The 26,761-nt window shown below is 62.3% G+C and carries 21 protein-coding genes; 7 read left to right on the plus strand and 14 right to left on the minus strand.

What is annotated here, in order from left to right:
* Nucleotides 1-151: 151 nt before the first annotated feature.
* Together ASB58_RS13980 and ASB58_RS13985 are read right to left on the minus strand one after the other, a co-directional pair.
* A complete protein-coding gene (locus ASB58_RS13980) occupies nucleotides 152-3,271 on the minus strand; it encodes an efflux RND transporter permease subunit (RefSeq protein WP_118131296.1) in 3,120 nt (1,039 codons plus the stop codon).
* Entirely contained in the window at nucleotides 3,268-4,512 is a 1,245-nt protein-coding gene (locus ASB58_RS13985; protein ID WP_118131297.1) for an efflux RND transporter periplasmic adaptor subunit, read from the minus strand. Before ASB58_RS13985 ends, ASB58_RS13980 begins: the two co-directional genes overlap by 4 nt.
* A gap of 377 nt (nucleotides 4,513-4,889) precedes the next feature.
* Here ASB58_RS13985 and ASB58_RS13990 point away from each other — a divergent pair, with 377 nt between their 5' ends.
* Entirely contained in the window at nucleotides 4,890-6,596 is a 1,707-nt protein-coding gene (locus tag ASB58_RS13990) for a long-chain-fatty-acid--CoA ligase (RefSeq protein WP_118131298.1), read from the plus strand.
* 26 nt (nucleotides 6,597-6,622) lie between these two features.
* Here ASB58_RS13990 and ASB58_RS13995 read toward each other — a convergent pair whose 3' ends face one another.
* Complete coding sequence (locus ASB58_RS13995) at nucleotides 6,623-8,245, minus strand: methyl-accepting chemotaxis protein (protein WP_118131299.1); 1,623 nt, start codon at nucleotides 8,243-8,245, stop codon at nucleotides 6,623-6,625.
* 207 nt (nucleotides 8,246-8,452) lie between these two features.
* On the opposite strand from ASB58_RS13995, the gene ASB58_RS14000 reads away from it, so the two are divergent.
* Both ASB58_RS14000 and ASB58_RS14005 read left to right on the plus strand, forming a co-directional pair.
* Nucleotides 8,453-9,424 carry a calcium/sodium antiporter gene (locus ASB58_RS14000; RefSeq protein WP_118131300.1) on the plus strand — a complete coding sequence of 324 codons (972 nt, stop codon included), beginning with the start codon at nucleotides 8,453-8,455 and terminating at the stop codon, nucleotides 9,422-9,424.
* A 97-nt stretch (nucleotides 9,425-9,521) separates the two neighbouring features.
* The gene (locus tag ASB58_RS14005) at nucleotides 9,522-10,235 is read left to right on the plus strand and encodes a VC0807 family protein (RefSeq protein WP_096004519.1); all 714 of its coding nucleotides are present in this window, start codon (nucleotides 9,522-9,524) and stop codon (nucleotides 10,233-10,235) included.
* 238 nt (nucleotides 10,236-10,473) lie between these two features.
* Here ASB58_RS14005 and ASB58_RS14010 read toward each other — a convergent pair whose 3' ends face one another.
* The 11 genes from ASB58_RS14010 to ASB58_RS14060 all read right to left on the minus strand — a co-directional run bounded on the left by ASB58_RS14010 (nucleotide 10,474) and on the right by ASB58_RS14060 (nucleotide 22,291).
* The gene (locus ASB58_RS14010; protein WP_118131301.1) at nucleotides 10,474-11,607 is read right to left on the minus strand and encodes an aminotransferase class V-fold PLP-dependent enzyme; all 1,134 of its coding nucleotides are present in this window, start codon (nucleotides 11,605-11,607) and stop codon (nucleotides 10,474-10,476) included.
* A gap of 344 nt (nucleotides 11,608-11,951) precedes the next feature.
* Nucleotides 11,952-12,455, minus strand: a complete 504-nt coding sequence (locus ASB58_RS14015) for a DUF4334 domain-containing protein (protein WP_118131302.1) — start codon at nucleotides 12,453-12,455, stop codon at nucleotides 11,952-11,954.
* Between the two features lie 40 nt (nucleotides 12,456-12,495).
* A complete protein-coding gene (locus ASB58_RS14020) occupies nucleotides 12,496-13,086 on the minus strand; it encodes a TetR/AcrR family transcriptional regulator (protein WP_165771257.1) in 591 nt (196 codons plus the stop codon).
* Nucleotides 13,087-13,315: 229 nt separating this feature from the next.
* Nucleotides 13,316-14,182: an ABC transporter permease subunit gene (locus ASB58_RS14025; protein ID WP_096004515.1), complete on the minus strand. Its 867-nt coding sequence runs from the start codon at nucleotides 14,180-14,182 to the stop codon at nucleotides 13,316-13,318.
* Nucleotides 14,179-15,078 (minus strand): ABC transporter permease subunit, encoded by a 900-nt coding sequence (locus tag ASB58_RS14030; protein WP_096004514.1) that lies wholly within the window; start codon nucleotides 15,076-15,078, stop codon nucleotides 14,179-14,181. Before ASB58_RS14030 ends, ASB58_RS14025 begins: the two co-directional genes overlap by 4 nt.
* Entirely contained in the window at nucleotides 15,075-16,211 is a 1,137-nt protein-coding gene (locus ASB58_RS14035) for an ABC transporter ATP-binding protein (protein WP_096004513.1), read from the minus strand. The genes ASB58_RS14030 and ASB58_RS14035 overlap by 4 nt, the downstream gene beginning before the upstream one ends.
* 132 nt (nucleotides 16,212-16,343) lie before the next feature.
* Nucleotides 16,344-17,435, minus strand: coding sequence for a polyamine ABC transporter substrate-binding protein (locus ASB58_RS14040; RefSeq protein WP_202974639.1), 1,092 nt, complete (start codon nucleotides 17,433-17,435; stop codon nucleotides 16,344-16,346).
* A 114-nt stretch (nucleotides 17,436-17,549) separates the two neighbouring features.
* Nucleotides 17,550-18,644 carry an extracellular solute-binding protein gene (locus ASB58_RS14045; RefSeq protein ID WP_118131417.1) on the minus strand — a complete coding sequence of 365 codons (1,095 nt, stop codon included), beginning with the start codon at nucleotides 18,642-18,644 and terminating at the stop codon, nucleotides 17,550-17,552.
* Nucleotides 18,645-18,756: 112 nt separating this feature from the next.
* On the minus strand, nucleotides 18,757-20,121 hold the full coding sequence (locus ASB58_RS14050) for an aspartate aminotransferase family protein (RefSeq protein WP_096004511.1): 1,365 nt from the start codon (nucleotides 20,119-20,121) through the stop codon (nucleotides 18,757-18,759).
* 60 nt (nucleotides 20,122-20,181) lie between these two features.
* Entirely contained in the window at nucleotides 20,182-21,528 is a 1,347-nt protein-coding gene (locus ASB58_RS14055) for a glutamine synthetase family protein (RefSeq protein WP_096004578.1), read from the minus strand.
* Nucleotides 21,529-21,535: 7 nt separating this feature from the next.
* Nucleotides 21,536-22,291: a gamma-glutamyl-gamma-aminobutyrate hydrolase family protein gene (locus ASB58_RS14060; protein ID WP_202974640.1), complete on the minus strand. Its 756-nt coding sequence runs from the start codon at nucleotides 22,289-22,291 to the stop codon at nucleotides 21,536-21,538.
* Nucleotides 22,292-22,576: 285 nt separating this feature from the next.
* On the opposite strand from ASB58_RS14060, the gene ASB58_RS14065 reads away from it, so the two are divergent.
* The 4 genes from ASB58_RS14065 to ASB58_RS14080 all read left to right on the plus strand — a co-directional run bounded on the left by ASB58_RS14065 (nucleotide 22,577) and on the right by ASB58_RS14080 (nucleotide 26,747).
* On the plus strand, nucleotides 22,577-23,998 hold the full coding sequence (locus tag ASB58_RS14065; protein WP_118131305.1) for a glutamine synthetase family protein: 1,422 nt from the start codon (nucleotides 22,577-22,579) through the stop codon (nucleotides 23,996-23,998).
* A 67-nt stretch (nucleotides 23,999-24,065) separates the two neighbouring features.
* Complete coding sequence (locus ASB58_RS14070; RefSeq protein WP_118131306.1) at nucleotides 24,066-25,343, plus strand: NAD(P)/FAD-dependent oxidoreductase; 1,278 nt, start codon at nucleotides 24,066-24,068, stop codon at nucleotides 25,341-25,343.
* Entirely contained in the window at nucleotides 25,340-25,966 is a 627-nt protein-coding gene (locus tag ASB58_RS14075) for a TetR/AcrR family transcriptional regulator (RefSeq protein ID WP_118131307.1), read from the plus strand. Before ASB58_RS14070 ends, ASB58_RS14075 begins: the two co-directional genes overlap by 4 nt.
* A gap of 1 nt (nucleotide 25,967) precedes the next feature.
* Entirely contained in the window at nucleotides 25,968-26,747 is a 780-nt protein-coding gene (locus ASB58_RS14080) for a M90 family metallopeptidase (RefSeq protein WP_202974637.1), read from the plus strand.
* Nucleotides 26,748-26,761 lie beyond the last annotated feature (14 nt).

The following is a 26,761-nucleotide window of genomic DNA, read 5'->3' on the forward strand; positions in this document are numbered from 1 at the left end:
GCCTCCAGCCTCCAGCCTCCAGCCTCCAGCCTCCAGCCTCCAGCCTCCAGCCTCCAGCCTCCAGCCTCCAGCCTCCAGCCTCCAGCTCCAAAACAAAACCCGGCACCAAGGCCGGGTTTGCTTGCAGCTTGAGGCTTGCAGCTGACGACCGTCAGGCCGTCCCGCCCGCTCTACGCTCCTTCCACCCCTCCAGCATCGACAGCAGTGCCGGCACCACCAGCAACACCAGCAGGGTCGAGAAGCCGAGACCGAAGGCAATCGAGGTGGCCATCGGGATCAGGAACTGCGCCTGCAGGGACGTTTCGAACAGCAGCGGCAGCAGGCCGCCGATGGTGGTCAGGGAGGTCAGCATGACGGCCCGCAGACGCTGCACCACCGCTTCGTTCAGGGCGTCGTTGACGGCCAGTCCACGCTGGCGTTGCTCCTGATAGAAGCTCACCAGGATGATCGAGTTGTTGACCACGATACCGGACAGACCAAACAGCCCGAACAGCGACAGAATGGTCAGGTTCAGCCCCATCACCCAGTGACCGAGCAGGGCGCCGACCAGCGCCAGCGGAATCACCGACATGACAATCAGTGGCGTACTCCAGGACGAGAACACCCAGACCAGTACCGCGTACATCAGCAGCAGCCCGATGATCAGCCCGTCGCGCATGTCGGCGAGGGTTTCCTGCTGGTCGACCGAGCGTCCTTCGAAGCTGTAGCGCACGTTGTAGCGGCTGGCCAGCGCGGGCAGCTCTTGTGCGGCGGCCTTGAGCACGACGCCTGCGGTGGTCTGGCCGCTGTCGATGTCGGCGGTGACGTCGGTAGCCAACTGGGCATCGGCATGACGCAGCGCCGAGAAGCCCTGATTACTGGTGAAGGTCACCACTTGACGCAGCGGCACGAAGCGGCCGTCATCCAGGCGAATGTTCAGATTACCCAGGCTGGCGAGGCTTTCACGCTCGGCACGGGGTAGCTGTACCCGTACTTCGATTTCATCGCGCTTGTCCTGGTAGATCTGCGCCAGGCGGCCATCGTAGGCCGCACGCAACTGGTTGCCGACGCTCTCGATGCTGAGCCCCAGCGCCTGGCCATAGGGCGTCAGGCTGTAGACCAGCTGCTCGCGCCCCCAGGTCATGTCGTCATCGGTGCTGACCACCCCTTCGATGCCCGCGAGAATGACCGACAGCGCGTCTGCGGCTTCCTTGAGCTGCTGCGGCTCGGATCCGGTCAGGCGAATATCGACGTCCTTGCCGGGCGGGCCGCTCTGCTGCTCGGTGATGTTGATGCGCTCTATGCCCGGCGGTGGCTGGATGCGCCGTTGCCACTCGCGGATAAACGCTTTGTTGCGCACGTCGCGGTGGTCCGGCGAGACCAGCTCGACCATCATCGAACCCAGGTTGTCGCCCTGACGGGCGACCCCGTTGTCTCCCAGCACTTCGCCTTCGCGGGTCAAGGCGGTGAGGATCAGCTCGCCCCCCAGCGCCTGCTCGGTGTCGCTCAGGCTCTGTTCCAGCTCCCGCATGAAACTGACCATGCTGGCGCGGGGGGTGCCGGCGACGAAGCTGACGTTGGCATATAGCACCTGCGGCTCGGGCGTGGGGAAGAAGCTGAAGCCGATGCGCCCGCTGCTGAGCAGGCCGACGGTGATCACCACACTGACCAGGGCGCAGGCCAGCGTGGTGCCGCGATTGGCCAGCGCCGCCTGGGACAGGCGGCGAAACTGGCCATCACGAAAGCGATTGAAACTGCGGTCGAAGCGCGCGCGGACGCTATCAAGGCGGTTGCCGACGGCCGCCAGGCGTCCGGTGCGGGGCTTGCCGGGTCGGAAGGCTTCACGCAGGTGATGCGGCAGCACGACGAAGCACTCCAGCAGCGAGGCGATCAGCACGCAGATCATCACCGTGGGGATGTCGCCCAGAATATTGCCGAAGATGCCGCCGACCATCAGCAGCGGCATAAAGGCGGCGATGGTGGTCAGCGAGGAGGCCACGACCGGCCAGAGCATACGTTTGGCCGCCCCCTCCGAGGCGCGCTCGGACGCCTCGCCATTGCGGTGGTGGGCGTCGGCGTCCTCGCCGACCACAATGGCGTCGTCGACGATCACCCCCAGCGCCATGATCAGGGCGAACAGCGAAATCATATTAATCGATCCGCCAATGACCCAGAACACTGCCATGGCGGCGAGGAAGGCGGTCGGAATACCCACCGCGACCCACAGCGCCACCCGTGCAGGCAGAAACAGATACAGCAGAATCAGCACCAGCACCAGACCGCTCAAACCGTTGTTCACCAGCAGGCGGATACGGTCGTCAATCAGCTGCCAGGCCTGGTCATAGGCATGAATCTGCAATTGCGGCGGCAGGGTGGGGCGGATGTCTTGCAGCCAGTCGTTGAGGATCTTGGCCGACTCCAGGGAGTCGCCGTCTTCGCTGCGCTCGAGCTGCAGCTCCACCGCCGGATAGCCGTCGTAACGCAGCAGCACCTGATTGCGGCGTGGCTCCTGGCGGATATCGGCAATATCGCCGAGGCGCAGGTGGCTATCGCCTTCAGGTTGCAGGGCAATGCTGCCGAAGGCCTGCGGGTCGCGACGTTGCTCGATGGCGCGCAGCTCACGGGCTGAGTCCTGCTCACCGGCCTGGCCGGCGGGCAGATCGCGTGATTCGGCGTTGATGCGAGCGGCCAACTGGTCCAGCGACATGCCCAGACGGCGAAGCTCGGCATTGGGTACTTCGATGCTGATCTGCTGCTCGGGCACGCCGTTGATGACGATGCGGTCCACACCGTGGTTGAGCAGGTCATCTTCCATGCGGTTGGCGATGCTGCGCAGTTCGTGCGGTTCGAACGGCCCGTACAGCAGCAGGTTGGCAATCGGGTCGTAGCGGGCAACCCGGACGACCTCGGGTTTCTCGGCGGCGGCGGGCAGGTTGCGGAACTCGTCGACCTGTTGTCGCGCGTCGTCCAGGGCGACAATCGGATCAGTGCCCTCGCGGAATTCCAGGGTGATGCTGGATACGCCCTGGGCGGAGGTCGACGTCATGGTCTTGAGGTTCTGCAGGCTGCGCAGTCGCTGCTCCAGCGGGATGGTGATGGCCTGCTCGACGTCTTCGGCAGCGGCCCCGTTCCAGATCACTTGTACGGTGACGAAGTCGAGTGCGAAGGTCGGAAAGAACTGGATGTTCATGCGTGACAGGCCGATTACACCGCCCATCAGCATGATCAGCATCAGCAGGTTGGCAGCAACCTTGTGACGAACAAAAAAGCCCAGCGGCCCGGTGCTGCTCATTCCGCCGACTCCGCCGCGGGCTCACCGGTATCGACCCGCAGCCCTGACATGGCATTGGGCAGGTGGGTGGTGACGATCTGCATGCCGCTTTGCAGCGCTTGCGAACGTACCAGCACTCGGCTGTTGCCCTGTTCATCCAGCGTCTCGCCGACACGCTCAACGGCAATCGCCTGCAGACGACTGTCGTTGACCGTGTAGATGGTGTTGTTGCCATACAGGGCGCTGTACGGCAACGCGACACTGTCATTGCGGCTTGGACGGGCGACGCTGACGGCCATCAGGTTGCCCAGGCGCAGGTCGGCACGCGGGTTGTTGACGCGGAACAGCGCCTCGATACCACTGGCGTCTGCCTGGCCGGCAATGCGGGTCAGCGTCAGCTGCAGCGGTGGCTGCACATCCAGGCTGCGGGCTTCGAGCTGCTGGCCTTCGCCGAGGGCGTTGATAAAGTCCTGGCTGTGTACCTGGGGCACCAGTGCGCGCAATTCCATGCCCTCTAGCGGGTAAAAGTCGAGCAGGGCAGCGTTGGCGTTGACTTGATCACCCACGGCAACCTGAACGCTGCCGATTACGCCGTCGAAAGGGGCGATGAAGCGGCTGCGCTCGGCGTCGCGCCGGGTGCTGTCGAGGGCTGCTTCGGCGCGCTCCACGCGCGCCTCCAGAGCGGCCAGCCGGGAAGGGTAGGCGGTCAGGCTGCGCTGGCGGTTGGCGACCGTGAGCGCGGCGCGATCTAGCACGTCCTGGGCGTTGTCCAGCTCGACGGCGGGCACCATCTGGCGCTCGACCAGTTGCTCCATGCGCTCCAGCGCCTTGCGTGCGTTGTCCTCGAGCCGTCGTTCCATGCGCAGCGCCTGGCGATCTGCGTCGTTGGCGAGTTTTTCGCTCTCCAGCTGGGCCTTGGCATCAGCCAGCTCGGCGCGAGCCTGGGCAATGCGTGGCTGAATGTCGGCCTCATCCAGGGCGACCAGCAGGTCTCCCTTGGCAACGCTGGCGCCATCGTTGGCCGGCAGCTCGGCGATGCGGCCTGACAGCGGTGCCACCACGGTAAAGCGGCGCGGTGATTCAAGCTGGCCGTATAGTGTCAGGCGCGGCTGGAAGGCATCAGGGCTGATGGTTTCGGTGGCAACCCGCCAGGCGCGCTCCTGGTTGCCGACGGGCTCGGGTTGGTCGCGGGTGACACGCAGGATGATGAAAACAACGATCCCGATCAGCACGATGATGACGGGCGTAAGACGTTTGCGCATTCCTTATCTCTTGTTCTTTGCTGCGACGTAAAGACGGCGCGATCTGCTCCATCGGGCAGATGGGGACATTTGATGCGCCTGAGGTCCCCCTGTATAGCCTGCGCGCGTGGCCGCACGCAATAGCGTGCCGTGTCTGCGGTGTGTCATTGCCGACATGCGGGGCGAACTGGCCGCCGACCAGGGCAGTGTCGGGGTGTCTGCAGGCGCCAAGCGTCAGTCGCTATCGGCCTCATTGGGGCCGTTGCATGTGGTTTGTCTCTATGGTGAGCCATATGCGCGGTGGATAGGCGTTTTCGCGCGCCTGCTTTCGGGCTACCGTCAGCGGATAAAAACAATCTGCCCCGGACACGGTCGGGGGCCCGGTGTGGAGGCGTGCTGTGACTACTCAACGGCGTTGGCTGAAGTCGTACCCTGACGATATCAACTGGGAACTGGAGCATACTGCCGAGGCAGTACCGAGCCTGCTGGATGCGGCAGTGGCGGAGTTTCCGGACAATCCGGCAATCGATTTTTTCGGTGCCAAGATGAGCTACCGCGAGCTGAGCCAGCAAGTAGCGCGCTTTGCGCGCGGCTTGCAGCAGATCGGCGTGGGCCCCGGCGTTCACGTGGGGCTGTATCTGCCCAATTGCCCGCACTATTTCATCGCCTTCCTGGGTGTGTTGCGCGCGGGTGGCGTGGTGGTCAACTATTCGCCGCTGGATGCCGAGCGCACCCTCGAACACAAGATTGAGGACAGCCAGACCGACGTGATGGTGACCCTCGACCTGGAAGCGTTTTATCCGCGGATGGTCAGCCTGATGAGCCGCACCCGGCTGCGCCATCTGGTGGTGGGCGAGCTGACCGAGTTCTGCGCGCAGGCGAGTGATGAACAGCGCAACCTGCTTGGCCCGCAGGCCCAGGTCGCCTGGGGGGCGGACTGCAGCCGCTTTGCCGCGCTGCTGAACAACGACGGCAACTATCAGAACCACCCGCTCGACAATCCGGCCGATGCCTTGGCGGTGCTGCAATATACTGGCGGCACCACCGGTGTACCCAAGGGGGCCATTCTGACCCACGGCAATATCACGGCCTCCTGTGCGCAGCTGCGGGAGGTCCTCAACTCGGCCATCGTGCCGGGCCAGGAGCGGGTGCTGGCGGTGCTGCCGCCATTCCATATCTACGCGCTGATGGTGAACATGATCTTCGGTCTGCGCGCGGCTGCCGAACTGTACCTGCATCCGCGTTTTGACGTGCCGACCGTGTTGCGTGAGATCAGTCAGAACCGGATTACCACTTTCCCGGGCGTGCCGACCATGTTTATCGGTTTGCTGGCGCATCCGCAGACCGCCGAACACGACCTGACCTCGCTGAAGATGTGCAACTCCGGTGGCGCGCCGCTGCCGGTAGAGGTGCAGCAGCAGTACAGGGTGCGCTCCGGTTGCGCGCTGCGCGAAGGCTGGGGCATGACCGAGACCACCACCAGTGGCACCTTTACCCCGCGTGATGCCGCGCCGCGTCCAGGTTCGTGCGGTATACCGGTGCCCGGCACTCAGATCCGTATTTTGCCGCTGGACGGCGGCGAAACCGAGCTGCCGGCCGGCGAGCGGGGCGAGGTGTGCATTCAGGGGCCGAATATTACTGCCGGTTACTGGAAGCGCCCTGATGCGACCGCCGAGGCGATGACCAGTGAGGGCTTTTTGCGCACCGGGGATATCGGTTACATGGACGAGGACGGCTACGTTTATATCGTCGACCGTACCAAGGACATGATTCTGTGCAGCGGTTACAACGTCTATCCGCGCGTCATCGAAGAAGCCATTTACGAGTATCCGGGTGTCGAAGAAGTGTCCGTTATCGGTGTTGATGACGCCTATCGCGGGCAGGCGCCCAAGGCGTTTATCAAGCTGAAGGACGGGGCCGAGGCGTTTGACTTCGAGACCTTGCAGGCGTTTCTGGCGTCACGGCTGGGCAAGCATGAACGCCTGTCGGCGATGGAGATTCGCCCCGAGCTGCCCAAGACGCCGGTCGGCAAGCTGTCGAAGAAGGAGCTCTACGAAGAAGAGCGCCAGCGTCAGGCGAGCGCCGCCAGCGCGGCGACCGCCTGAGTTCTGCCTAAAGGCCTGGCCGCTGGTCAGGCCGACAGGCGCCCGGTCAGCGTTCCCAGCTCGCCAGACAGTTCGTGCAGGGTCTGACTGGCGCGGGAGGTGCTGTCGACTTCCTTCTGGTTGGCCGCGGCAATATCGGTGATCTCGGTGATATTGCGGCTGATGTCTTCGGCTACGCTGGTCTGCTCGTCAGCGGCAGTGGAAATCTGCCGGTTCATGTCGCGTACCGCCTCGATGGCCAGGGTGATCTGCTGCAGCCGCTCGCCCGCCTGATTGACCTGCTGCATGCTGTTTTCACTCTGCGCCTGACCGCTGGCGATGGCCTTGACCGCTTCGCCGGCGCCGGTCTGCACGTCATTGATGATCTGCTGGATCTCCGAGGTGGACTCGGCGGTACGCTGGGCCAGGGTACGTACCTCGTCGGCAACCACCGCAAAGCCACGCCCGGCTTCGCCGGCGCGGGCTGCTTCGATGGCGGCGTTGAGTGCCAGCAGGTTGGTCTGCTCGGCAATGCCCTGGATCACATCCAGTACCTTGCCAATCCGGCTGCTGTCGCCTTCCAGGCGCTGAATCACCTCCGTGGTGTGGTTGATCTGCTGCAGCATCGCCTGCATGGCGGCGATGGTCTGCTGCATCACCGCAGCGCTCTGCTGGGCGTTGCTGTCGACGTCGTCCGCGGCGTGGGCGGCTTCGGCTGCATGTTGCGCGACCTGCACGGCGGAGGCTGACATTTCCTGCATCGCGGTGGCCACCTGGTCGGTGCGCGAGAACTGATCGCGGCTGCCCTGGGCCATGCGGGTGGCGATGGTGTTGAGTTCACCGCTGGCGCGATCCAGCTCGCCGGTACTGCGCTTGAGCTGGCCAAAGGTATCTTCCAGAAAGTCGCGCAGCTGGTTGGCAGCGCGCGCCAGGGTGCCCAGCTCGTCGGTGCGATGACTTTTGATCGGCTGGCCAAGACGGCCAAGACTCAACTGCTCGATCTGGCGGATCAGGTGGGTGATCGGGTTGACCAGGCGGCGGTTGACCAGCCACTGGCTAAGCACGCCAATCAGCACCGCAGCGACGCAAAGACTCACCAGCCCGACCCACAGCGCGCTGCTGGCCGCCTGATTGATTTGCACGCTCTGCTGCTGGGCCTGTTGATTAAGGCGCAGGGCCAGATCGCTCAGGTGTTCGCTGAAGTCACGATCAATGCCGCGGGCGGCCTGATCACCGGCGGTGGGCTCAAGGCCGGAGGTCTCGAAGGCGCGCAGGCTGTTGCGGTATGCGCTGCCCAGGGCCTGATGTTTTTGCATGAGCTGGCGCGCCTCGGCCTGCTGGGCGCTGTCGATATCCAGCGCGGAAATCTCCTGCAGGGTGGCCTGAACCGCTGCTTCGCTGGCCTCGAACTGGCTCCAGTACTTACTGCGGTCCGCGTTGTTGGCGCCGCGCAGCAGCACGTTCTTCCATTCCTGCACCTGGGTCTTGAATTCCAGATTGGCGCGGTTGATCAGGCTGGCGCTGGTCAGCGGGCGCTCGAGCAGGCTTTGATAGCTGTTGACGCTACCGGCCAGTGTCAGAGTAATCACAAGAGAGACCAGCAGCATCAGCAGCAGGCTGCCGAGCATGAGTGCGAGGGTTTGCTGACGCAGGGAACGGTTGATGGCCATATAGTCACCTGAATAGGGTGGGGATGGTCCTTCATCGCAGAGTGAGCATTGTTTGGCACCAATAGCGTGCCAGCAGGTCGAAACGCCTTAAGCGTTGCGGCCGCGTAGTGTATCGGCGCGCGGCGAGAATTCTGAATCTTTTTGTCACCGTCCGGCGCTTATCATTGATAATGGACGTTATTTTTCAAATGACACAGGAATCTGAAGATGTTGTTGGCTATTGCCGCCGTAATTGCCGGTCTGGCTCTGCTGGTCTGGAGCGCAGACCGCTTCGTGGATGGCGCCTCTGCCACCGCTACCCATGCCGGCATGCCGCCGCTGCTGATCGGTATGCTGATCATTGGTTTTGGTACCTCGGCACCGGAAATGGTGGTCTCGGCGCTGGCCGCCGGGCAGGGAAATCCCGGACTGGCGCTGGGTAACGCCTACGGCTCGAACATCACCAATATTGCGTTGATCATCGGCCTGGTGGCGGTCATCAGCCCGATTCAGGTGCACTCACAGGTTATCCGCAAGGAGCTGCCGATTCTGCTTGGTATCACCCTGCTGGCGGGTTATCAGCTGCTGGATGGCTCGCTGTCGCGCAACGATGCCTGGGTGCTGCTAGGGGCCTTCTTCCTGTTGATGGGCTGGTCTGTGGTGCAGGGCATGCGCGGCAAGGACGATGCCCTGTCCGGCGAATACGCAGAGGAAGTGGCGAGCCATGCCATGCCGCTGAACAAAGCGCTGTTCTGGCTGATTCTGGGGCTGGTGCTGCTGATCGCCAGCTCGCGCCTGCTGGTCTGGGGGGCGGTCTACATTGCCGAGGGGCTGGGCGTCAGCGACCTGATCATCGGTTTGACCATTGTTGCGATCGGTACCTCCTTGCCGGAGCTGGCGTCCTCGCTCGCTGCCATTCGTCGTAACGAACATGACCTGGCGCTGGGTAACGTGATCGGTTCGGGGCTGTTCAACACCCTCGCCGTGGTCGGTATCGCTGCCGGGATCGCCCCGCTGGCGGTCGAGCCGGTGGTGCTCTATCGCGACTGGGTGGTGATGTTTGTGCTGACCCTGGTGCTGCTGGTCATGGGCATCGGCCGCATGGGCAAGCAGGGCACGGTGTCCCGCTTTAACGGGGTGCTGCTGCTGGCGACCTACGTCGGTTATACCGCCTATCTGGTCAGCACCATGCTGGCCTGACGAGCCGGGCCGGATCTCTGCTGGTGCTCCGCTGGGAGCGGGGCGCCAGCCTGTGTATGATGGCCCTTTCCCTCCGCCGGAGACTGTTTTCCCTGCCATGTCCGATGCCAATCCCGCCCCCGCGCAACACAAGCCGCGTCCGCTGATCGACCTGCTGGTCAGCATCATCATTCCCTCGATCATCCTGATGAAGCTCAGTGGTGAGGCTCAGCTCGGTGCCGCCAACGCGCTGATTCTGGCGCTGGCGCTGCCGATTGGTTGGGGCGTGTTCGAACTGGTGCAGTACCGCAAATTCAACTTTATCGCCGCGCTGGGTGTGGTCAGCGTGCTGCTGACCGGCGGCATTGGTCTGCTGCAGCTGGACAACAAGTGGCTGGCCATCAAGGAAGCCGCTGTGCCCGGCGTGCTCGGGCTGGCTGTGCTGATCTCGACCCGCACGCGCTACCCGCTGATTCGTACCATGCTGTACAACGAGAAGGTGATCAATGTCGCGCTGGTTCAGGAACGGCTGCAGGAGCGCGGGCTGGTGGATATATTCAACCTGCGCCTGCTGCGCGCCACCTACTTCCTGGCCGGCACCTTTTTCTTCTCGTCGGCGATGAATTACATCCTGGCCAAGTGGATCGTCACCAGCCCGGCCGGGACCGAGGCGTTCAACGAACAGCTCGGGCAGATGACGCTGGTCAGCTACCCGATGATCGCCATCCCCTCGATGGTGATGATGATGGGTATCCTGTTCTACCTCTGGCGCACCATCCACGGCCTCACCGGTCTGGCGATGGAAGAGATCATGGCGCAGCAAAAGGGCTAGCGGAGCTAGCCAGCTGTAAGCCGCAAGCTTCAAGCTGCAAGCCAAACCCGCGCGGTGTTCAATCGTGCGGGTTTTCTTTTGGCTTCATGCGGAGCATGCAGTGGTAGGTGGCGCCAGCAGAACTGCATGTTGCGCAGCAGCCAATCCCTGCGCACAAACAAAACCCGGCATCGAGGCTGGGTTTGCTTGCGGCTTGAAGCTTGAAGCTTGAGGCTTGCCGCTGCTTTTGCCGCTGCGTTTAGCGCGCCTGCAGCGCGCCAAACGCTTCGCGCAACGTGTCCACAGTGCGCTCTGGGTTGTGCAGCTTGTCGAGGCCGAACAGGCCGATGCGGAAGGTCTTGAAGCTGGCCGGCTCGTCGCACATCAGCGGCACGCCGGCCGCGGTCTGCAGGCCGAGCGGGGCGAAGGCCTTGCCACTCTGAATGCCGTCGTTGTCGGTGTAGCTGACGACGACGCCGGGGGCGCCGAAACCGTCAGCGGCGACACTCTTGTAGCCCAGCTCCTGCATCAGCTCTCGCACTGCAGTGCCGAGCGCCAGCTGCTCCTGCTTGACCTTGTCGAAGCCGTAGTCGCGGGTTTCCAGCATGGTGTCGCGGAAGGCCTTGAGGGCATCGGTCGGCATGGTGGCGTGATAGGCATGACCGCCATTCTCATAGGCCTGCATGATCTGCCGCCATTTCTTCAGATCGGCTGCAAAGCTTGTGCTGGTAGTGGTTTCCAGCACCGCCTCGGCGCGTTCGCTGAGCAGCACCAGTGCGCTGCAGGGCGAAGCGCTCCAGCCTTTCTGCGGGGCGCTGATCAGGACGTCGACACCGCAGGCCTGCATGTCGACCCAGACGGTGCCGGAGGCGATGCAGTCCAGCACGAACAGACCGCCGACGTCGTGTACCGCAGCGGCTACGGCGCGCAGGTAGTCATCGGGCAGGATGATGCCGGCGGCGGTTTCGACGTGCGGCGCGAAGACCACGTCGGGTTTGCTGGCGCGGATCTCGGCGACCACATCCTCGATAGCGGCCGGCGCAAATTGGGGCTGCTCGCTGTCACCTGACTGGCGGGCCTTGAGTACGGTTTCGCTGGCGGGAATGCCACCCATCTCGAAGATCTGGCTCCAGCGGTAGCTGAACCAGCCGTTGCGGATGACCAGACACTTCTTGTCTTGTGCGAACTGGCGTGCGACGGCTTCCATGCCGAAGGTGCCGCCACCCGGCACCACGGCAACCGCGTTGGCGTTGTACACGTCTTTCAGGGTGCCGGAGATGTCACGCATGACCTGCTGGAATGTCTGCGACATGTGGTTCAGGGAGCGGTCGGTAAAGACCACGGAGTATTCGAGCAGACCTTCGGGGTCGATGGCAGGAACCAGTTTGGACACGGGGTTTCTCCAGACGGATGACAGGAAAACGCCGGCGATGCCGGCGTTGATTTACTGTCCATGCTACCCCGATTCGCCGCGCGGCGCAGTCCAGAAAAGCGGCGTTTTGTTATCAGGGGCGGATGCCATTTCCTTTGCCCGTCTGTTGCTGGCTGTAAAGCCGTCCATCAAGCAGCGAGCAGCCCAAGGGTTCAGCGTATCCCTGCGCCGCCCCTTGCCGGCTTGGTGCGCAAAACTGTTTCTGCTCAGCTCACCTGGGCGATGAGCGCCCCCGAGGGATGGCTTTGCAGACGCAATCTCGGCGGCCTTACCCGGCAGGCGGGCGAACGAAACGGCACCAGGCCCTACTGATCGCGTGTCAGGTGAAAGAAAAAGTCCAGTGGCTTGCCCTTGATGTCACCCAGGCCGATAACCACGTCGTCGTTGACCTTGCGGAAGTAGTCGATGATCGGCTGCTGATCGTAGATCAGCGCGGCGGATACCGTGCCGTCAAATACCATCTCACGGATCTGTGCACGGCCCAGCTTGTCATAGTTTTGCAGCGTCCCATCCGGGCCAGGGTAGAGGATAGGCTCGACATCGTTGATGCTGGTGAAGCGTTTGCCGTACCAGTTCAGCGGGTCTGGTTCGGCACCGCCATCAAATTTGCCGCCACGCCAGGTACCGAGCATGAATTCCAGACTGACCGGCTCCAGTTGCTTGAATAACGGCATCAGGGTGTCGGCCGAATAGGCGTCGCCGCTCGCGATCATCTGCAGCATGCGTTCTTCGGTTTCGCCGGCCACTGCTGCGGTGCCAAGCGCGGCGCTCAGGCCCAATGCGCTCAGGGATTTGGTGCTCTTGCTCATGACTGCTGCCTCTTGTTGTTGGTTTGGCAGCAAGGTGTCGTCAGCCGGTAAGCATCGACCAGCAGGTCTCGCAGGCCGCTTCCAGATCGTCGCTCTGCAGTACCAACAAGCCTTCGCGCTCGCACTTGACCAGGTTGGCAAAGGTGCCCCAAACCATGGCTAGCAGCACTTCTGCGCGCAGATCGCTGCGGTAAACGCCTTGCTGCTGATACAGCCGGTACTGCGCGACCAGCGGAGCAAAGAACGTTTGCTCCAATTGGCGGCTTTGCTCGTCCAGGTACGGGCGGTGATCCTGCATCTCCAGAAACCGGTAGGTGTCCGGGTGTTCGCGGCTATAGCGGATCATGCGTTGCCAGACGACAGCAAATTGCTCATGTGCCGACAGGTTCGGCTCCAGCCCTTCGAAAAGCAGGTCCCGTTTGAGCTGACGCTGCTCACGAAACAGCTCGTTGACCAGAGCCTCCTTGCTGCTGAAATAGCGATAGATAGTGCCGGTGCCAACTTGAGCCTGTTCGGCCAAAGCGGGCATGGGAACGCCGTTTACCCCGCCGTTGGCAAAGACCTTCAAGGCCGCATTGAGAATGGCCTGGCGTTTGTCCTTGATGCGCGGACGGGGTGTTTTTGCGGTCATCGAATGAGTGTTCATTCGAGCATTCTAGCGACTATCGCCAGCGTTGTGCAGTACGTAATAGCGCCTTGTCGCGCGCTACCGGAACGCACTGATTTGAATGAATATTCATTCACAAGGGAAGAGTAAACCGATTGACGGTCAAAGCCAACTGTTTTCTTTCGGGAGGGGGCAAGGCAGTCGCGACGGGCAGGGACGAGGCGCTGTGGTTGCCCCGTCCTGCCCGTATGGGTCAGTTGCGACGGCTGTCGATAACTGCCTGCCAGGTGATGGTTTCTTCGTCATCCGGAGGCGTCGCCCGGCGCTTCTCCGCGCTGCGGGCGATGAACCAGCCGATCAGGGTGAAGATCGACACCGCCAGCAGAATCAGACTGGCGACCGCGTTGATTTCGGGCTTCACGCCAAGGCGTACGGCGGAGAAGACTTCCATCGGCAGGGTCGTCGAGCCGGGGCCGGAGACAAAGCTGGCCAGTACCAGGTCGTCCAGCGACAGGGTAAAGGAAAGCAGCCAGCCGGCGGCGATCGACGGCGCGATCATCGGCACGGTGATCAGCAGGAAGGTTTTCCATGGCCGCGCGCCGAGATCCATCGCCGCCTCTTCGACCGATTGATCCAGCTCGCCCAGACGTCCGCTGACCACCACCGCGACGTAGGCGGTACAGAAGGTCACGTGGGCGATCCAGATGGTCACCATGCCGCGCTCAGCCGGCCAGCCGACCAGCTGCGCCATGGCCACAAACAGCAGCAGCAGCGACAGACCGGTGATCACCTCGGGCATGACCAGCGGCGCGGTGACCAGGCCGGAGAACAGCGTACGGCCACGGAAGCGCTTGATGCGGGTCATGACGAAGGCGGCCAGCGTGCCCAGTGCTACTGCGGCGGTCGCTGTGAAGAAGGCGATCTGCAGACTGCGTTTGACCGAGTTCATCAACTGGGTGTTGTCCAGCAGGCCAACGTACCAGTGCACCGACCAGCCGCCCCAGACAGTCACCAGGCGCGAGGCGTTGAACGAGTAGATCACCAGAATGATCATCGGCAGGTAGATGAACGCCAGGCCGAGCCAGAGCATGACGGTGGAGAAGGAGGGACGTTTGCTCATGACTTCTTCTCCATTTCCTTGGCCTGGTTGTAGTGGAACAGCACTAGCGGCACGATCAGGATCACCAGCATGACAATCGCCAGCGCCGAGGCGACCGGCCAGTCGCGGTTGTTGAAGAATTCCTGCCACAGCACCTTGCCGATCATGAGGGTTTCCGGGCCGCCCAGCAGCTCGGGAATCACGAACTCGCCGACCACCGGAATGAACACCAGCATCGAGCCGGCGATGATGCCGGTTTTCGACAGCGGCACGGTAATGCTCCAGAACGCCTTGATCTTGCCCGCACCCAGATCCATGGCCGCCTCCAGCAGGCTGTGATCGTGCTTGACCAGGTTGGCGTACAGCGGCAATACCATGAACGGCAGGTAGGCGTAGACCACGCCGATATAGACGGCGGTGTTGGTGTTGAGGATCTGCAGCGGCTCGCTGATCAGACCGATGCCCATGAGCACCGAGTTGAGCAGGCCGTTGTTGCTGAGAATGCCCATCCAGGCGTAGACGCGGATGAGGATCGCAGTCCAGGTCGGCATCATCACCAGCAGCAGGTAGACCAGCTGCTTTTCCTTGGGCGCACGGGCGATGGCGTAGGCCATCGGATAGCCCAGAAACAGGCAGATCAGGGTCGAGAAGAAGGCGATCTTCAGCGAGCCCAGATAAGCGGACAGGTACAGGCCGTCCTGGCTAAGGAAAATGTAGTTGCCGAGATTCAGCGCGACGTTGAGCTTCTGCTCGACGTACTGAAAGATCGGCTGATAGGGCGGAATGGCGATCGCGGCTTCCGAGAAGCTGATCTTCAGCACGATGGCGAAGGGCAGCAGGAAGAACAGGAACAGCCACAGGTAGGGGACGCTGATAACCCAGAAGCGCCCGGGCGGTGTCAGGCGTGGCATTTTCATGAGTGCAGAATGACCCCGCTGTCGTCATCCCAACTGATATACACCTCGTCGTCCCAGGTGGGGCGGGGCAGCCGGCGTTCGGAGTTGGCAAAGAAGGCCTGCACCAGCTTGCCGCTGTCGAGCTTGATGTAATACACCGAGTGCCCGCCCAGATAGGCGATGTCGTGCACCACACCGTGTGAACTGTTGTGCTCGCCCTCGGGCTTCTCGGCGCTGACCCAGACCTTCTCCGGGCGCAGGGCGTAGATGATGTTCTTGTCCTGAGCGCGGGTGGTGATGCCGTGGCCGACGTAGATCGGCTTGTCCAGGCAGTCGCACTGGATAATGGCGTGGTCTTCCATGTCGGCGGTGATCTCGCCTTCAAAGATATTGACGCTGCCGATGAACTCGGCGACGTGACGGCTGACCGGGCTCTCGTAGATATCCATCGGCGTGCCGACCTGGGCAATCCAGCCCTGGTGCATGATGGCGATGCGCTGGGCCATGGTCATGGCCTCTTCCTGATCGTGGGTCACCATGATGCAGGTCACGCCGACCCGCTCGATGATCTCGACCAGTTCCAGCTGCATCTGGGTGCGCAGCTTCTTGTCCAGTGCCCCCATCGGCTCATCGAGCAGCAGCACCTTGGGACGTTTGGCCAGCGAGCGGGCCAGCGCCACACGTTGACGCTGGCCGCCGGACAGCTGGTCTGGCTTGCGGCGTGCGTATTCGGTCATGTGCACCAGTTTGAGCATTTCCTTAACGCGGGCATCGATCTCGGCCTTGGGCAGGCGGTCCTGCTTGAGGCCAAAGGCGATGTTCTGCTCGACCGTCATGTGCGGGAACAGCGCGTAGGACTGGAACATCATGTTGATGGGGCGTTCATAGGGCGGCAGGTCGGTGATGTCCTGGCCGTCCAGCAGCACCCTGCCTTCGCTGGGGCGTTCAAAGCCGGCGAGGATGCGCAACAGCGTCGACTTGCCCGAGCCCGAGCCTCCGAGCAGGGCGAAGATTTCGCCGCGGTTAATGCTCAGGCTGACGTCATCGACGGCCAGCGCTTCATCAAAACGCTTGCTGATGCGTTCGATCTTCACAAAGTCATTGGGCTCGGCCTTGGCCATCGCCTGTTTCATGGCTCCTGCTGCACCAACCATAGGTTTCTCCGACTCTTTTTCTACTGCTGCGGTGCGTGCCGCATGCCTGTATTGGGACGGGTGACGGCCACCCGCCGGATTGGCTGTTACCGATTCAACAAGGGGCTGTCCGTGGACAGCCCCTTGCTCTGGTTACCGACCGGACTTGATGCGGCTCCAGGTACGGGTCATCAGGCGCTGGGCTGACATCGGGCGCGGTACGTTGACGTACAGGCGCTCAAGCACTTCGTCGGTCGGGTAGATCGCCGGATCGTTGCGGATTTCCGGATCAATCAGGTCGTCCGAGGCCTTGTTCGGGTTGGCGTAGGCCACGTAGTCGGTGATCGGGGCGATCACGTCCGGGCGCAGAATGTAGTTGATGAACGCATGGGCGTTGTCGGCATTCGGCGCATCCTTGGGAATGGCCATCATGTCGAACCACAGGGCGGTGCCTTCCTTGGGAATGATGTAGCTGATGTTGACGCCATTCTCGGCTTCCTCGGCGCGGTAGGCGGCCTGGAAAATATCGCCGGAGTAACCGGCGGCAACGCAGATGTCGCCGTTGGCCAGGTCGGTGATGTAGCGCGAGGAATGGAAGTAGGTAATGTGCGGACGCACAGCGAGCAGCAGCTCTTCGGCCTTTTTCAAGTCGTCAGCGCTGGTGCTGTTCGGGTCCAGGCCCAGGTAGCTGAGCGCGGAGGGCAGCATCTCGTCAGCGGAGTCGAGCATGCTGATGCCACAGCTGGCCAGCTTGCTGGCGTACTGCGGATCAAAGATCAGCGCCCAGGAGTCCAGCGGGGCGTCGTCACCCAGGACTTCCTGTACCTTGTCGACGTTGTAGCCGATGCCATTGGTGCCCCACAGATAGGGGATGGAGTGCTTGCTGCCCGGGTCGATGCTTTCCATCTGCTTCATCAGCTCGGGGTTCAGGTTGCTCATGTTCGGCAGCTTGCTGTGGTCCAGCTCCATATAGACGCCGGCCTGCACCTGCTTGGTCAGGAAGTTGTTGGTGGGCACCACGATATCGAAGCCGGAGTTGCCGGTCAGCAGTTTGGCGTCGACGACCTCGTTGGCGTCATACACGTCGTAGGTCACCTTGATGCCGGTTTCCTGCTCGAAGTTGGCGATGGTGTCTTCGGCGATGTAGTCCGACCAGTTGTAGATGTTCAGCTTGCCTTCGGCCTGCGCGATAGCGGCGCCGCCCAGCAGGGTCGCGGTGGTCAGGGCGAGCAGTGACCGATGCATGGATTGCTTCATGGTGTCTCCTAAAGGCAGGGGTGCCTGAGATAAGTAGTGCTGTTGATCTGGCCGGCGCAGGGAGACTGCAGCCGGCCGCTTGTTATTACCGTCTTTTCCACGTTACTGGCCGGATTTTACCCGCGTCCAGAGACGGGTCCGGGTACGCTCGATGTTGGCCGGCAGTTCGGCCAGAGTAAAGAGCTTGGCCAGGGTCTCGTCGCTGGGATAGACGCCCGGATCGGTCAGTACGCTCTCGTCGATCATCGACTTGGAAGCCTGGTTGCCATTGGCATAGGCGACGTAGTTCGAGATCTCGGCGATCACCTCGGGGCGCAGAATATAATCCATAAACGCATAGGCGTTATCGACATTTTTGGCGTCCTTGGGAATGGCCATCATGTCGAACCACATGGCCGCACCTTCCTTGGGAATCACGTACTTCACTTCGACCCCGTTTTCGGCTTCGTCGGCGCGCGCGGCGGCCTGCAGAATGTCGCCGGACCAGCCCACCGCCACGCAGATGTCGCCGTTGGCCAGGTCGGTAATGAACTTGGAGGAGTGGAAGTAGGTGATGTGCGGACGTACGTTCATCAGCAGTTCCTGCGCCTTCGGATAGTCGTCGGCGCTGGTGCTGTTCGGGTCCAGACCCAGGTAGAACAGGGCAGACGGAATGATCTCGGCCGGCGCATCGAGGAAGGCCACGCCACAGGAGGCCAGTTTCTCCATGTTCTCCGGTTTGAACACCAGGTCCCAGGAGTTGACCGGCGCGTCTTCACCCAGCACGGCCTTGACCTTTTCCGGGTTGTAGCCGATGCCGGTGGTGCCCCACAGGTAGGGAAAGGCGTACTGGTTGCCGGGGTCGTTGGTTTCCAGCGCGCGCAGCAGGGTCGGGTCCAGGTTCTCCCAGTTCGGCAGCTTGCTGCGGTCCAGCGGCATAAAGGCGCCAGCCTTGATCTGTTTGCCGAGGAACTGGTTGGACGGCACAACGATGTCGAATCCGGAGCTGCCCGAGAGCAGTTTGGCTTCCAGTACCTCGTTGCTGTCGAAAACGTCGTAGACCGGGCGAATGCCGGTGGCCTCCTGGAAGTTGTCCAGGGTGTCCTCGGCGATGTAGTCCGACCAGTTGTAGACGTTTACCACTTCCTCTGCCTGCGCCGCTGTACCGATGGATACAACGGTCGCAGTGGCCAGCAGTGTCTTGCCCAGATGCTTCATCATCGTTTCAACTCTCCATCCATTGTTTGGAAACGCGGTGTCCGGGCGGCGCGGGCCGCTCCGGTGGAGTCAAGCGCTCACTGGCCAGCATAGCCGCTGGGCGACCAGGACGTCAGACGCCCAGTTGCTCGGCAACCTGATCGAGCACTGTCCAGGCCTTTTCCACCAGCTCGTCAATCTCGCTGCGGCTGATGATCAGCGGCGGCGACATGATCATGGTGTCACCGACTGCACGCATCACCAGGCCGTTGGCAACACAGAGATCACGACACAGGGTGCCGACGGTGCCCTTGTCCGGAAAGCGCTCCCGGGTGGCCTTGTCCTTGACCAGCTCGATGGCGCCGAGCAGGCCTACACCGCGTACTTCACCAACCAGGCGATGCTCTGCCAGGCCGGCGATTTTCTCCTGCAAATACGGTGCCGCTTCTTCACGAACGTACTCGACGATCTTTTCATCACGCATGATGCGCAGGTTTTCCAGGCCGACGGCAGCCGAGGCCGGGTGACCGGAATAGGTGTAGCCGTGGTAGAACTCACCGCCATGTTCAACCATGGTCTCGACCACGCGATCACTGACAATCACGCCGCCCATCGGCAGGTAGCCGGAGGTCATGCCCTTGGCAATCGGCATCAGGTCAGGCTGCAGGTCGTAGTGCTGGCTGGCGAACCACTGACCGGTGCGGCCGAAGCCGCAGATCACTTCGTCGATCACCAGCAGAATGTCGTACTTGGCGAGGATGCGTTTGATCTCCGGCCAGTAGGTATCCGGGGGAATGATCACGCCGCCGGCGCCCTGGATCGGCTCGGCAATAAAGGCCGCGACCTGATCCTCGCCCAGTTCCTGGATCTTGGCTTCGAGCTGCTGCGCGGCCCAGATGCCGAACTCGTCCGGCGTCATGTCACCGCCTTCGCCATACCAGTACGGCTGCGGAATGTGCACGATGCCCGGAATCGGCAGGTCGCCCTGTTCGTGCATGACCGACATGCCGCCGAGGCTGGCGCCGGCCACGGTGGAACCGTGGTAGCCGTTGATGCGGCCGATGATGGTCTTCTTGGTCGGTTTGCCCTTGAGGTCCCAGTAGCGGCGCACCATGCGCAGCACGGTGTCGTTGGACTCGGAGCCTGAACCGGTAAAAAACACATGATTCATGTGCGCCGGCGCTACCTCGGCGATCGCCTTGGCCAGCTCGATCGCCGGCGGATTGGTGCACTGGAAGAAGCTGTTGTAATAGGGCAGCTTGAGCATCTGTTTATAAGCCGCTTCGGCCAGCTCGGTGCGCCCGTAACCGATGTTGACACACCATAGTCCAGCCATGCCGTCGAGCACCTTGTTGCCCTCGCTATCCCACAGGTAGACCCCTTCGGCGCGTTCAATGATGCGTGTGCCGCGCTCGCCGAGATCCTTGTGGTCGGTGAAGGGGTGCAGGTAGTGGGCGGCGTCCATGGCTTGCAGGGCGGCGGTATTCAGTGTGCTCATGCGGTACTCCGGTATCCGTGAGGTCGCTGCCGATAGCAGCGACGGTGGTCAGGTCAGGGATCAGACAGACAGCAGCAGGAACTCGCGCTCCCAGGAGCTGATCACCCGTTTGTAGTTTTCATGTTCGGCGCGTTTGACGGCGACGTAGCCGCGGCAGAACTTGCTGCCCAGCACCGACTCGACATCGCGGCACTGCTCCATGCGTTCCAGAGCGGATTCGATGGTCAGCGGCAGGCGCAGGTTGCGGCGCTCGTAGGCGCGGCCCTTGACTGGCGCCGACGGCGAGATCTGGTTTTCCATGCCCAGGTAGCCGCACAGCAGGCTGGCGGCGATGGCGATGTAGGGGTTGGCGTCGGCGCCCGGCAGACGGTTTTCCACCCGGCGGTTCTGCGGGTTGGAGTCGGGCACGCGCAGGCCGGCGGTGCGGTTCTCTTCGCCCCATTCCACGTTGACCGGCGCCGAGGTGTCGGGCAGGAAGCGGCGGAAGGAGTTGACGTTGGGGGCGAACAGCGGCAGTACCTCGGGGATATAGCGCTGCAGGCCGCCGATGTGCTGCAGGAACAGCTCGCTCATGCTGCCGTCTTCATTGGAGAAGATGTTCTTGCCGGTCTTGGTGTCGACGATGCTCTGGTGCAGGTGCATGGCGCTGCCCGGCTCGTTGGTGATCGGCTTGGCCATAAAGGTAGCGGTCATGTCGTGCTTGAGCGCGGCCTCGCGCATGGTGCGCTTGAACACCTGAATCTGGTCGGCCAGGTGCAGCGGATCGCCGTGACGGAAGTTGATTTCCATCTGCGCGGTGCCCTCTTCGTGGATCAGGGTGTCCAGATCCAGGCCCTGGGCTTCACACCAGTCGTACATGTCTTCGAACAGCGGATCGAACTCGTTCGCGGCGTCGATGGAGAAGGACTGGCGGCCGGTCTCCTGACGGCCGGAGCGGCCGATCGGCGGCTGCAGCGGCAGATCCGGGTCCGCGTTGCGGCGGGTCAGATAGAACTCCATTTCCGGCGCGACAATCGGTTTCCAGCCTTTTTTCTGGTACAGCTTGAGCACGGTCTTGAGCACGTTGCGCGGCGACATCTCGATGGGGTTGCCCATCTTGTCGAAACAGTCGTGAATAATCTGCGCGGTCGGCTCCAGCGCCCACGGCACCATATACATGGCGGTCTCGTCGGGTTTGCAGATCATGTCGATGTCGGCCGGGTCCAGCAGGTCGTAATAGATGTCATCTTCGACATAGTCGCCGGTCACCGACTGCAGCAGGATGCTCTCGGGCAGGCGCATGCCCTTTTCCGAGATGAACTTCATGGTCGGTGCGATCTTGCCGCGGGCAATGCCGGTCAGGTCGCTGACCATGCATTCCACTTCGGTAATCTTGTTTTCTTTCAGCCAGCTTTCAATCTTGTTCATAACCGCCTCAGGGTTGCCGCGACGCATGGGCCCGGCAGGCGTTACCGAACGCCTGGAAAATGGACAGATACAGCGGATTGCTGCGAACCTGCCATTCGGGGTGCCACTGTACGCCGAGGGCGAATTGGGTTGCCTGGCTGACCGAGAAGGCCTCGATCAGTCCGTCGGGTGCTGTCGCTTCAGGCTGCAGACCGGATGCCAGTGTAGCCACTCCCTGGGTGTGCAGGGAATTGACCTGGGCCGAACTGCAGCCTGCGATCTGGTGAAGCAACCCCCCGGGCTCGAAGCGAACCTCATGGGCGGGGCCATATTGCACCTCGACCGGTTGTGTCTTGTCTTCGCGGTGTTCGATATATCCACCCACCTCGAACAGACGTTGATGCAGAGTGCCGCCGAAGGCGACATTCATTTCCTGGAAGCCGCGACAGATACCCAGGACCGGTACGCCCTGGTCGATGGCCTGGCGAATCAGCGGCAGGGTCGTGGCGTCGCGCTTGGGGTCGTGCTTGGTGCCCTCGGCGCTGACCGGGCCCTGATAGTGATGGGGCTCCACGTTGGAGGGGGAGCCGGTAAACAGGATGCCGTCGAGCATGTCCAGTAACTGCGCGTTGTCGAGGCGCTCGCCGAGGGCCGGAATCAGCAGTGGCAGGCCGTCCGCACCGTCAACCACGCCGAGGATGTACTTCTCGCCGACGATGTTGAAGGGATGGAGGCCGAGCTGCTCGGAGCAGCAGACGATACCGATGACGGGCTTGCGAGCGATGGACATGGACTGTCTTCCAGATGATCCAGTATGAGTAGCGGGTGACCGCATTGTTGTTCGTTTTTTCGTACAATAGCAATAAAAAATATTCAACACAAAGACCGCAAATACTGAACGTTCGTCGGCGCGTATTGACGCATTAGCCGCCCGGAATGACCTTATTTGGTGCGCCTTGCACCGCCTTTGTGCGATGCCTGCTCTATTGACTCTAACGAGCCTTTCGGATTAACTCAGGGCTGGCACGTTTTGTGATTGATATATTTTACAAATAACAGGTGAAACCCCATGCAGCCCCAAGCCGGAGCGGATGCTTTAACAGCCGTAGCCACCGAGATCGGTGCGCAGGTCGGCATCCAGGAAGCGGAGGCCTTTCTGGTCGCGCATCCGGAAATCCACTTTATTGACCTTCTTATTGCTGACATGAACGGTATTGTGCGCGGCAAGCGCATTGATCGTTCGGCGTTGGCCAAGGCTTTCGAGAAGGGCATCGCATTGCCGGCGTCGGTCTTTGCGCTCAACATTCAAGGCACGACCGTCGAAGAGACCGGGCTGGGGCTGGAGATTGGCGATGCTGACCGCATCTGCCTGCCGATCCCGGGCACGCTGACGGTAGAGCCATGGCAGAAGCGGCCAACCGGACAGCTGCTGATGACCATGTACGAGCTGGACCGCAAGACCCCCTTCTTCGCCGACCCCCGCTATGTTCTGCAACGTATCGTAGAACGCTTCAAAGATCTCAAGCTGACCCCGGTATCTGCCTTCGAACTGGAGTTCTACCTGATCGACCAGGAGAACATCACCGGCCGGCCGCAACCGCCGCGCTCCCCCATGTCGGGCAAACGCCCGAACTCGGTTCAGGTCTACTCCATGGACGATCTGGACGAATACGCCGAATTCCTTGAGGACGTCATCGAAGCTGCCCACGAGCAGGGCATCCCCGCTGACGCCATCGTGGCCGAGTCCGCGCCGGGACAGTTTGAAGTCAACCTGCACCACGTCGATGACCCGGTGAAGGCCTGCGATTTCAACGTGCTGCTCAAGCGGGTGATCAAGAACGTCGCCTATGACCACGAGATGGACACCACGTTCATGGCCAAGCCTTATTACGATCAGGCGGGCAACGGCATGCACGTGCACATCAGTCTGACGGATGAGAACGGCCACAATATCTTCGCCCCCAACCCGGACGGCAGCCTGAGCGACACGCTGCGCTGGGCGGTCGGCGGTTTGCTGGAAACCCTGCCGCAGTACATGGCCTTCCTGTGCCCCAACGTCAACTCCTACCGCCGCTTCAGCCCGAGCTTCTTCGTGCCCTGTGCGCCGACCTGGGGTATCGACAATCGTACGGTCGCCGTACGGGTACCGGGCGGTGAGCCTGAGGCGATGCGCATCGAGCACCGCCTGGCAGGTGCCGACGCCAACCCTTACCTGTTGATGGCTGCCTTGCTGTCGGCCATTCACTACGGCATCAGCAACAAGATCGAGCCGCCGGAGATGACCGAAGGTAACGCCTACGATCAGCACGAAGCCTCTCTGCCGACCAACCTGCGTGACGCCCTGCGCGAGCTGGAAGCCTCCGAGGTGATGAAGGAGTACATCGGCGAAGAATACCTGGACGTCTTCGTACTCTGTAAGGAAAGCGAGATGGAAGAGTTTGAGAAGACCATCTCTGATCTGGAGTACATGTGGTATCTGCATACGGTTTGATCGCGGATATGAGCCCATCGCAATCCCGCCCTCCGGCGGGATTGTTCGTTATGCGAGAGCCTGGGTGATGAATGACTCCTGGTATCGGGCCAGCGTGCCCGCTGTTTCGCCCCGCGCCCAGCTGCAGGGTGGGCTGGAGGCGGATGTCTGTATTGTCGGTGCCGGCTTTACCGGGCTCTCGGCAGCACTGGAGCTGGCCGAGGCCGGGCGTAGCGTGATTGTGCTCGAGGCAGAAGATGTCGGCTGGGGCTGCTCCGGCCGCAACGGCGGGCAGATCAACCCCGGGCTGGCCTGTGAGCATGCCCGGGTCGTCAGGGAACTGGGCGAGGCCGACGCGCGCAAGGTCTGGCAGCTCGGCGTAGATGGCGTTTACCTGTTGCGTGACCGGGTGGCGCGGCACGACATCGGCTGCGATCTGAAATGGGGCATCTTGCTGGTGGCCAACAAAGCGCGTCAGGTGCCCGACCTGCATGCCTGGCAGCAGGAGCTGGGTGAGCTGGGCTACGACCGGCTGGAGTTTCATGATCGCGAGGCGCTGCAGGGTTTGTTGCGGGCGGATTATCACGCCGGCGTAATGGACTGGGGCGGTGGCGATCTGCACCCGCTCAAGTACGCGCAAGGCCTGGCCCGTGCGGCTGAACAGGCGGGCGTGCGCATCTTTGAGCGTTCTGCCGTGTTGGGCTATGCACAAGAGGGGGGCGCGGTTGCGGTGCAGACGGCGACCGGTACGGTACGCGCTGGCCATCTGCTGCTGGCGGGCAACGCCTATCTTGGCACGTTGCTGCCGTGGCAGCGCAAGGGCTTTATGCCGATCGGCAGCTATATTGGCGCGACCCGGCCGCTGGGTGAGCTGGCGACCCGGTTGATTCCGTCGCGCGCCGCCGTTTGCGATATGAACACCCTGATCGATTATTACCGACTGACCCCAGACAATCGGCTGCTGTTCGGAGGCCGGGCCAGTGCCCGTGACGCCCGACCGGATGCGCTCAGACAGACCATGCGTCAGCGCATGGCGCAGGTGTTCCCGCCGTTGGCGGAAGAGGACTTTGAGTATCTGTGGGGCGGGCAGGTGGCAATGACGATGAGCAAGGCGCCGGTGTTCGGTCGCCTTGGTCAGCGCGTGCTCTACACGCAGGGCTACTCCGGGCAAGGCGTGGCATTGGCTGGGCTGGCCGGCAGGCTGATGGCCGAAACGGTGCTGGGTGATGCGCGCAACTTTGACCTGCTGGCGCGCTGGAAGCACTGGCCGGTGCCGCCAGGAGCGCCACTGCAGACAGCTATCCGGGCGCTGGCGTTGCTGTGGTATCGTCTGCAGGACAGTCGCCAGTTAGAGAGAGCTTTATGAGTCGGGTCGCCCCGAAACGCCGTGCCAGCAGTCAGGAGCGAATCGACCGTATCCTTGAGGCGACCATCAGCTTGCTGGATCAGGGCGAGCTGAGCGAGCTGTCGATTTATGCCATAGCCGAGCAGGCGGACATTCCACCGTCCTCGGTCTACCACTTCTTTCCGCAGATCAGCGATGTGCTGGCGGCGTTGGCCGAACGGCTGTTCGTTGATCTGGACGCCGTGCTGCAGCAGCCACCGAGTTCTGCGCCCGACAACTGGGTCGCCCTGGTGGCCGAGATTGAGGCGCGCTTTCAGAATTATTACCGTCGTCACCCGGCAGCCTGCGAGTTGCTGCTGGGCGGTCACGGGCTGGCCGCGATACGACAGGCCGACCAGCAGCATGACCAGTTGCTGGCCCAGCGTTTTCAGCAATGCCTGGCAGAGCGCTTCGTGCTGCCGGCACTGCCGCAGGATGTCGATATTTTCGCACTGGCCATGCAGGCAGCGGACAAGCTGCTGGCGGTCGGATACCAGCAGTCTGGTGAGTTGTCTGACCCGATCTGTCGTGAAGCGACGCGGTTGATGACGGCCTATCTGGGCGTGTATCTGCCGCCGGTGCTAGCGCCGGCAGAAGGGGGCTGACATGGGGCTGTTCAGCTGGTGGCGCGACCGCCGTGAGGCCCGGCAGCTGAATGAGCTGCAACAGCAGCTTGATCCAGAGCTGTGGCAGCAGGCGCTGGGTGACTGGCCCTTCTATCAGCGCAGTACGCCGGCCAGCCGCGCGCGGCTGCAAGAGCTGGCACTGCGCCTGTTGCTACGCAAGAACCTGCACGCCACCGAGGGTGTCGAGCTGGACGATGTGCTGCGTCTGCGGGTGGCCGGCATGGCGGTGGTGCCGGTGCTGGAGCTGGGGCTCGACTGGTACGCGGGCTGGCAGACACTGATCTTTTACGACGGTCCCTTTCGCGCGCGTCACCAGTGGCGTGACGAGGCCGGTGTGGTCCACCAGGGTGAGCGCGAACTGAGCGGCGAGGCCTGGTTGCGTGGGCCGGTGGTGCTGTCGCTGGATGACGTACGGCATTCCGGGCGGGCGGATGGCTTTAACGTGGTGATTCACGAACTGGCGCATACGCTGGATATGCGCTCGTCCACTGCCAATGGCGCGCCGCCCTTGCATCGGGGGATGAGTCGGGCGGACTGGGCGCGCGACATGCAGGCGGCCTGGGACGATCTGGGCGAGCGTTTTGAGCGCAACGAGCCGCTGCCTCTGGACCCATATGCGCTGGAGGCGCCGGCAGAATTCTTTGCCGTGCTGTCAGAAAGCTTCTTTGAGCGCCCGGCAGTGTTGAGCCGCGAGTGGCCGGCGGTATATCGACATTTGGCCGATTTTTATCGGCAGGACCCGGTGAAGCTACTGGGTTGATACGACGCGTAGCG

The sequence above is a fragment of the Pseudomonas abyssi genome (assembly GCF_003444685.1).
Classification (GTDB): Bacteria; Pseudomonadota; Gammaproteobacteria; order Pseudomonadales; family Pseudomonadaceae; genus Halopseudomonas; species Halopseudomonas abyssi.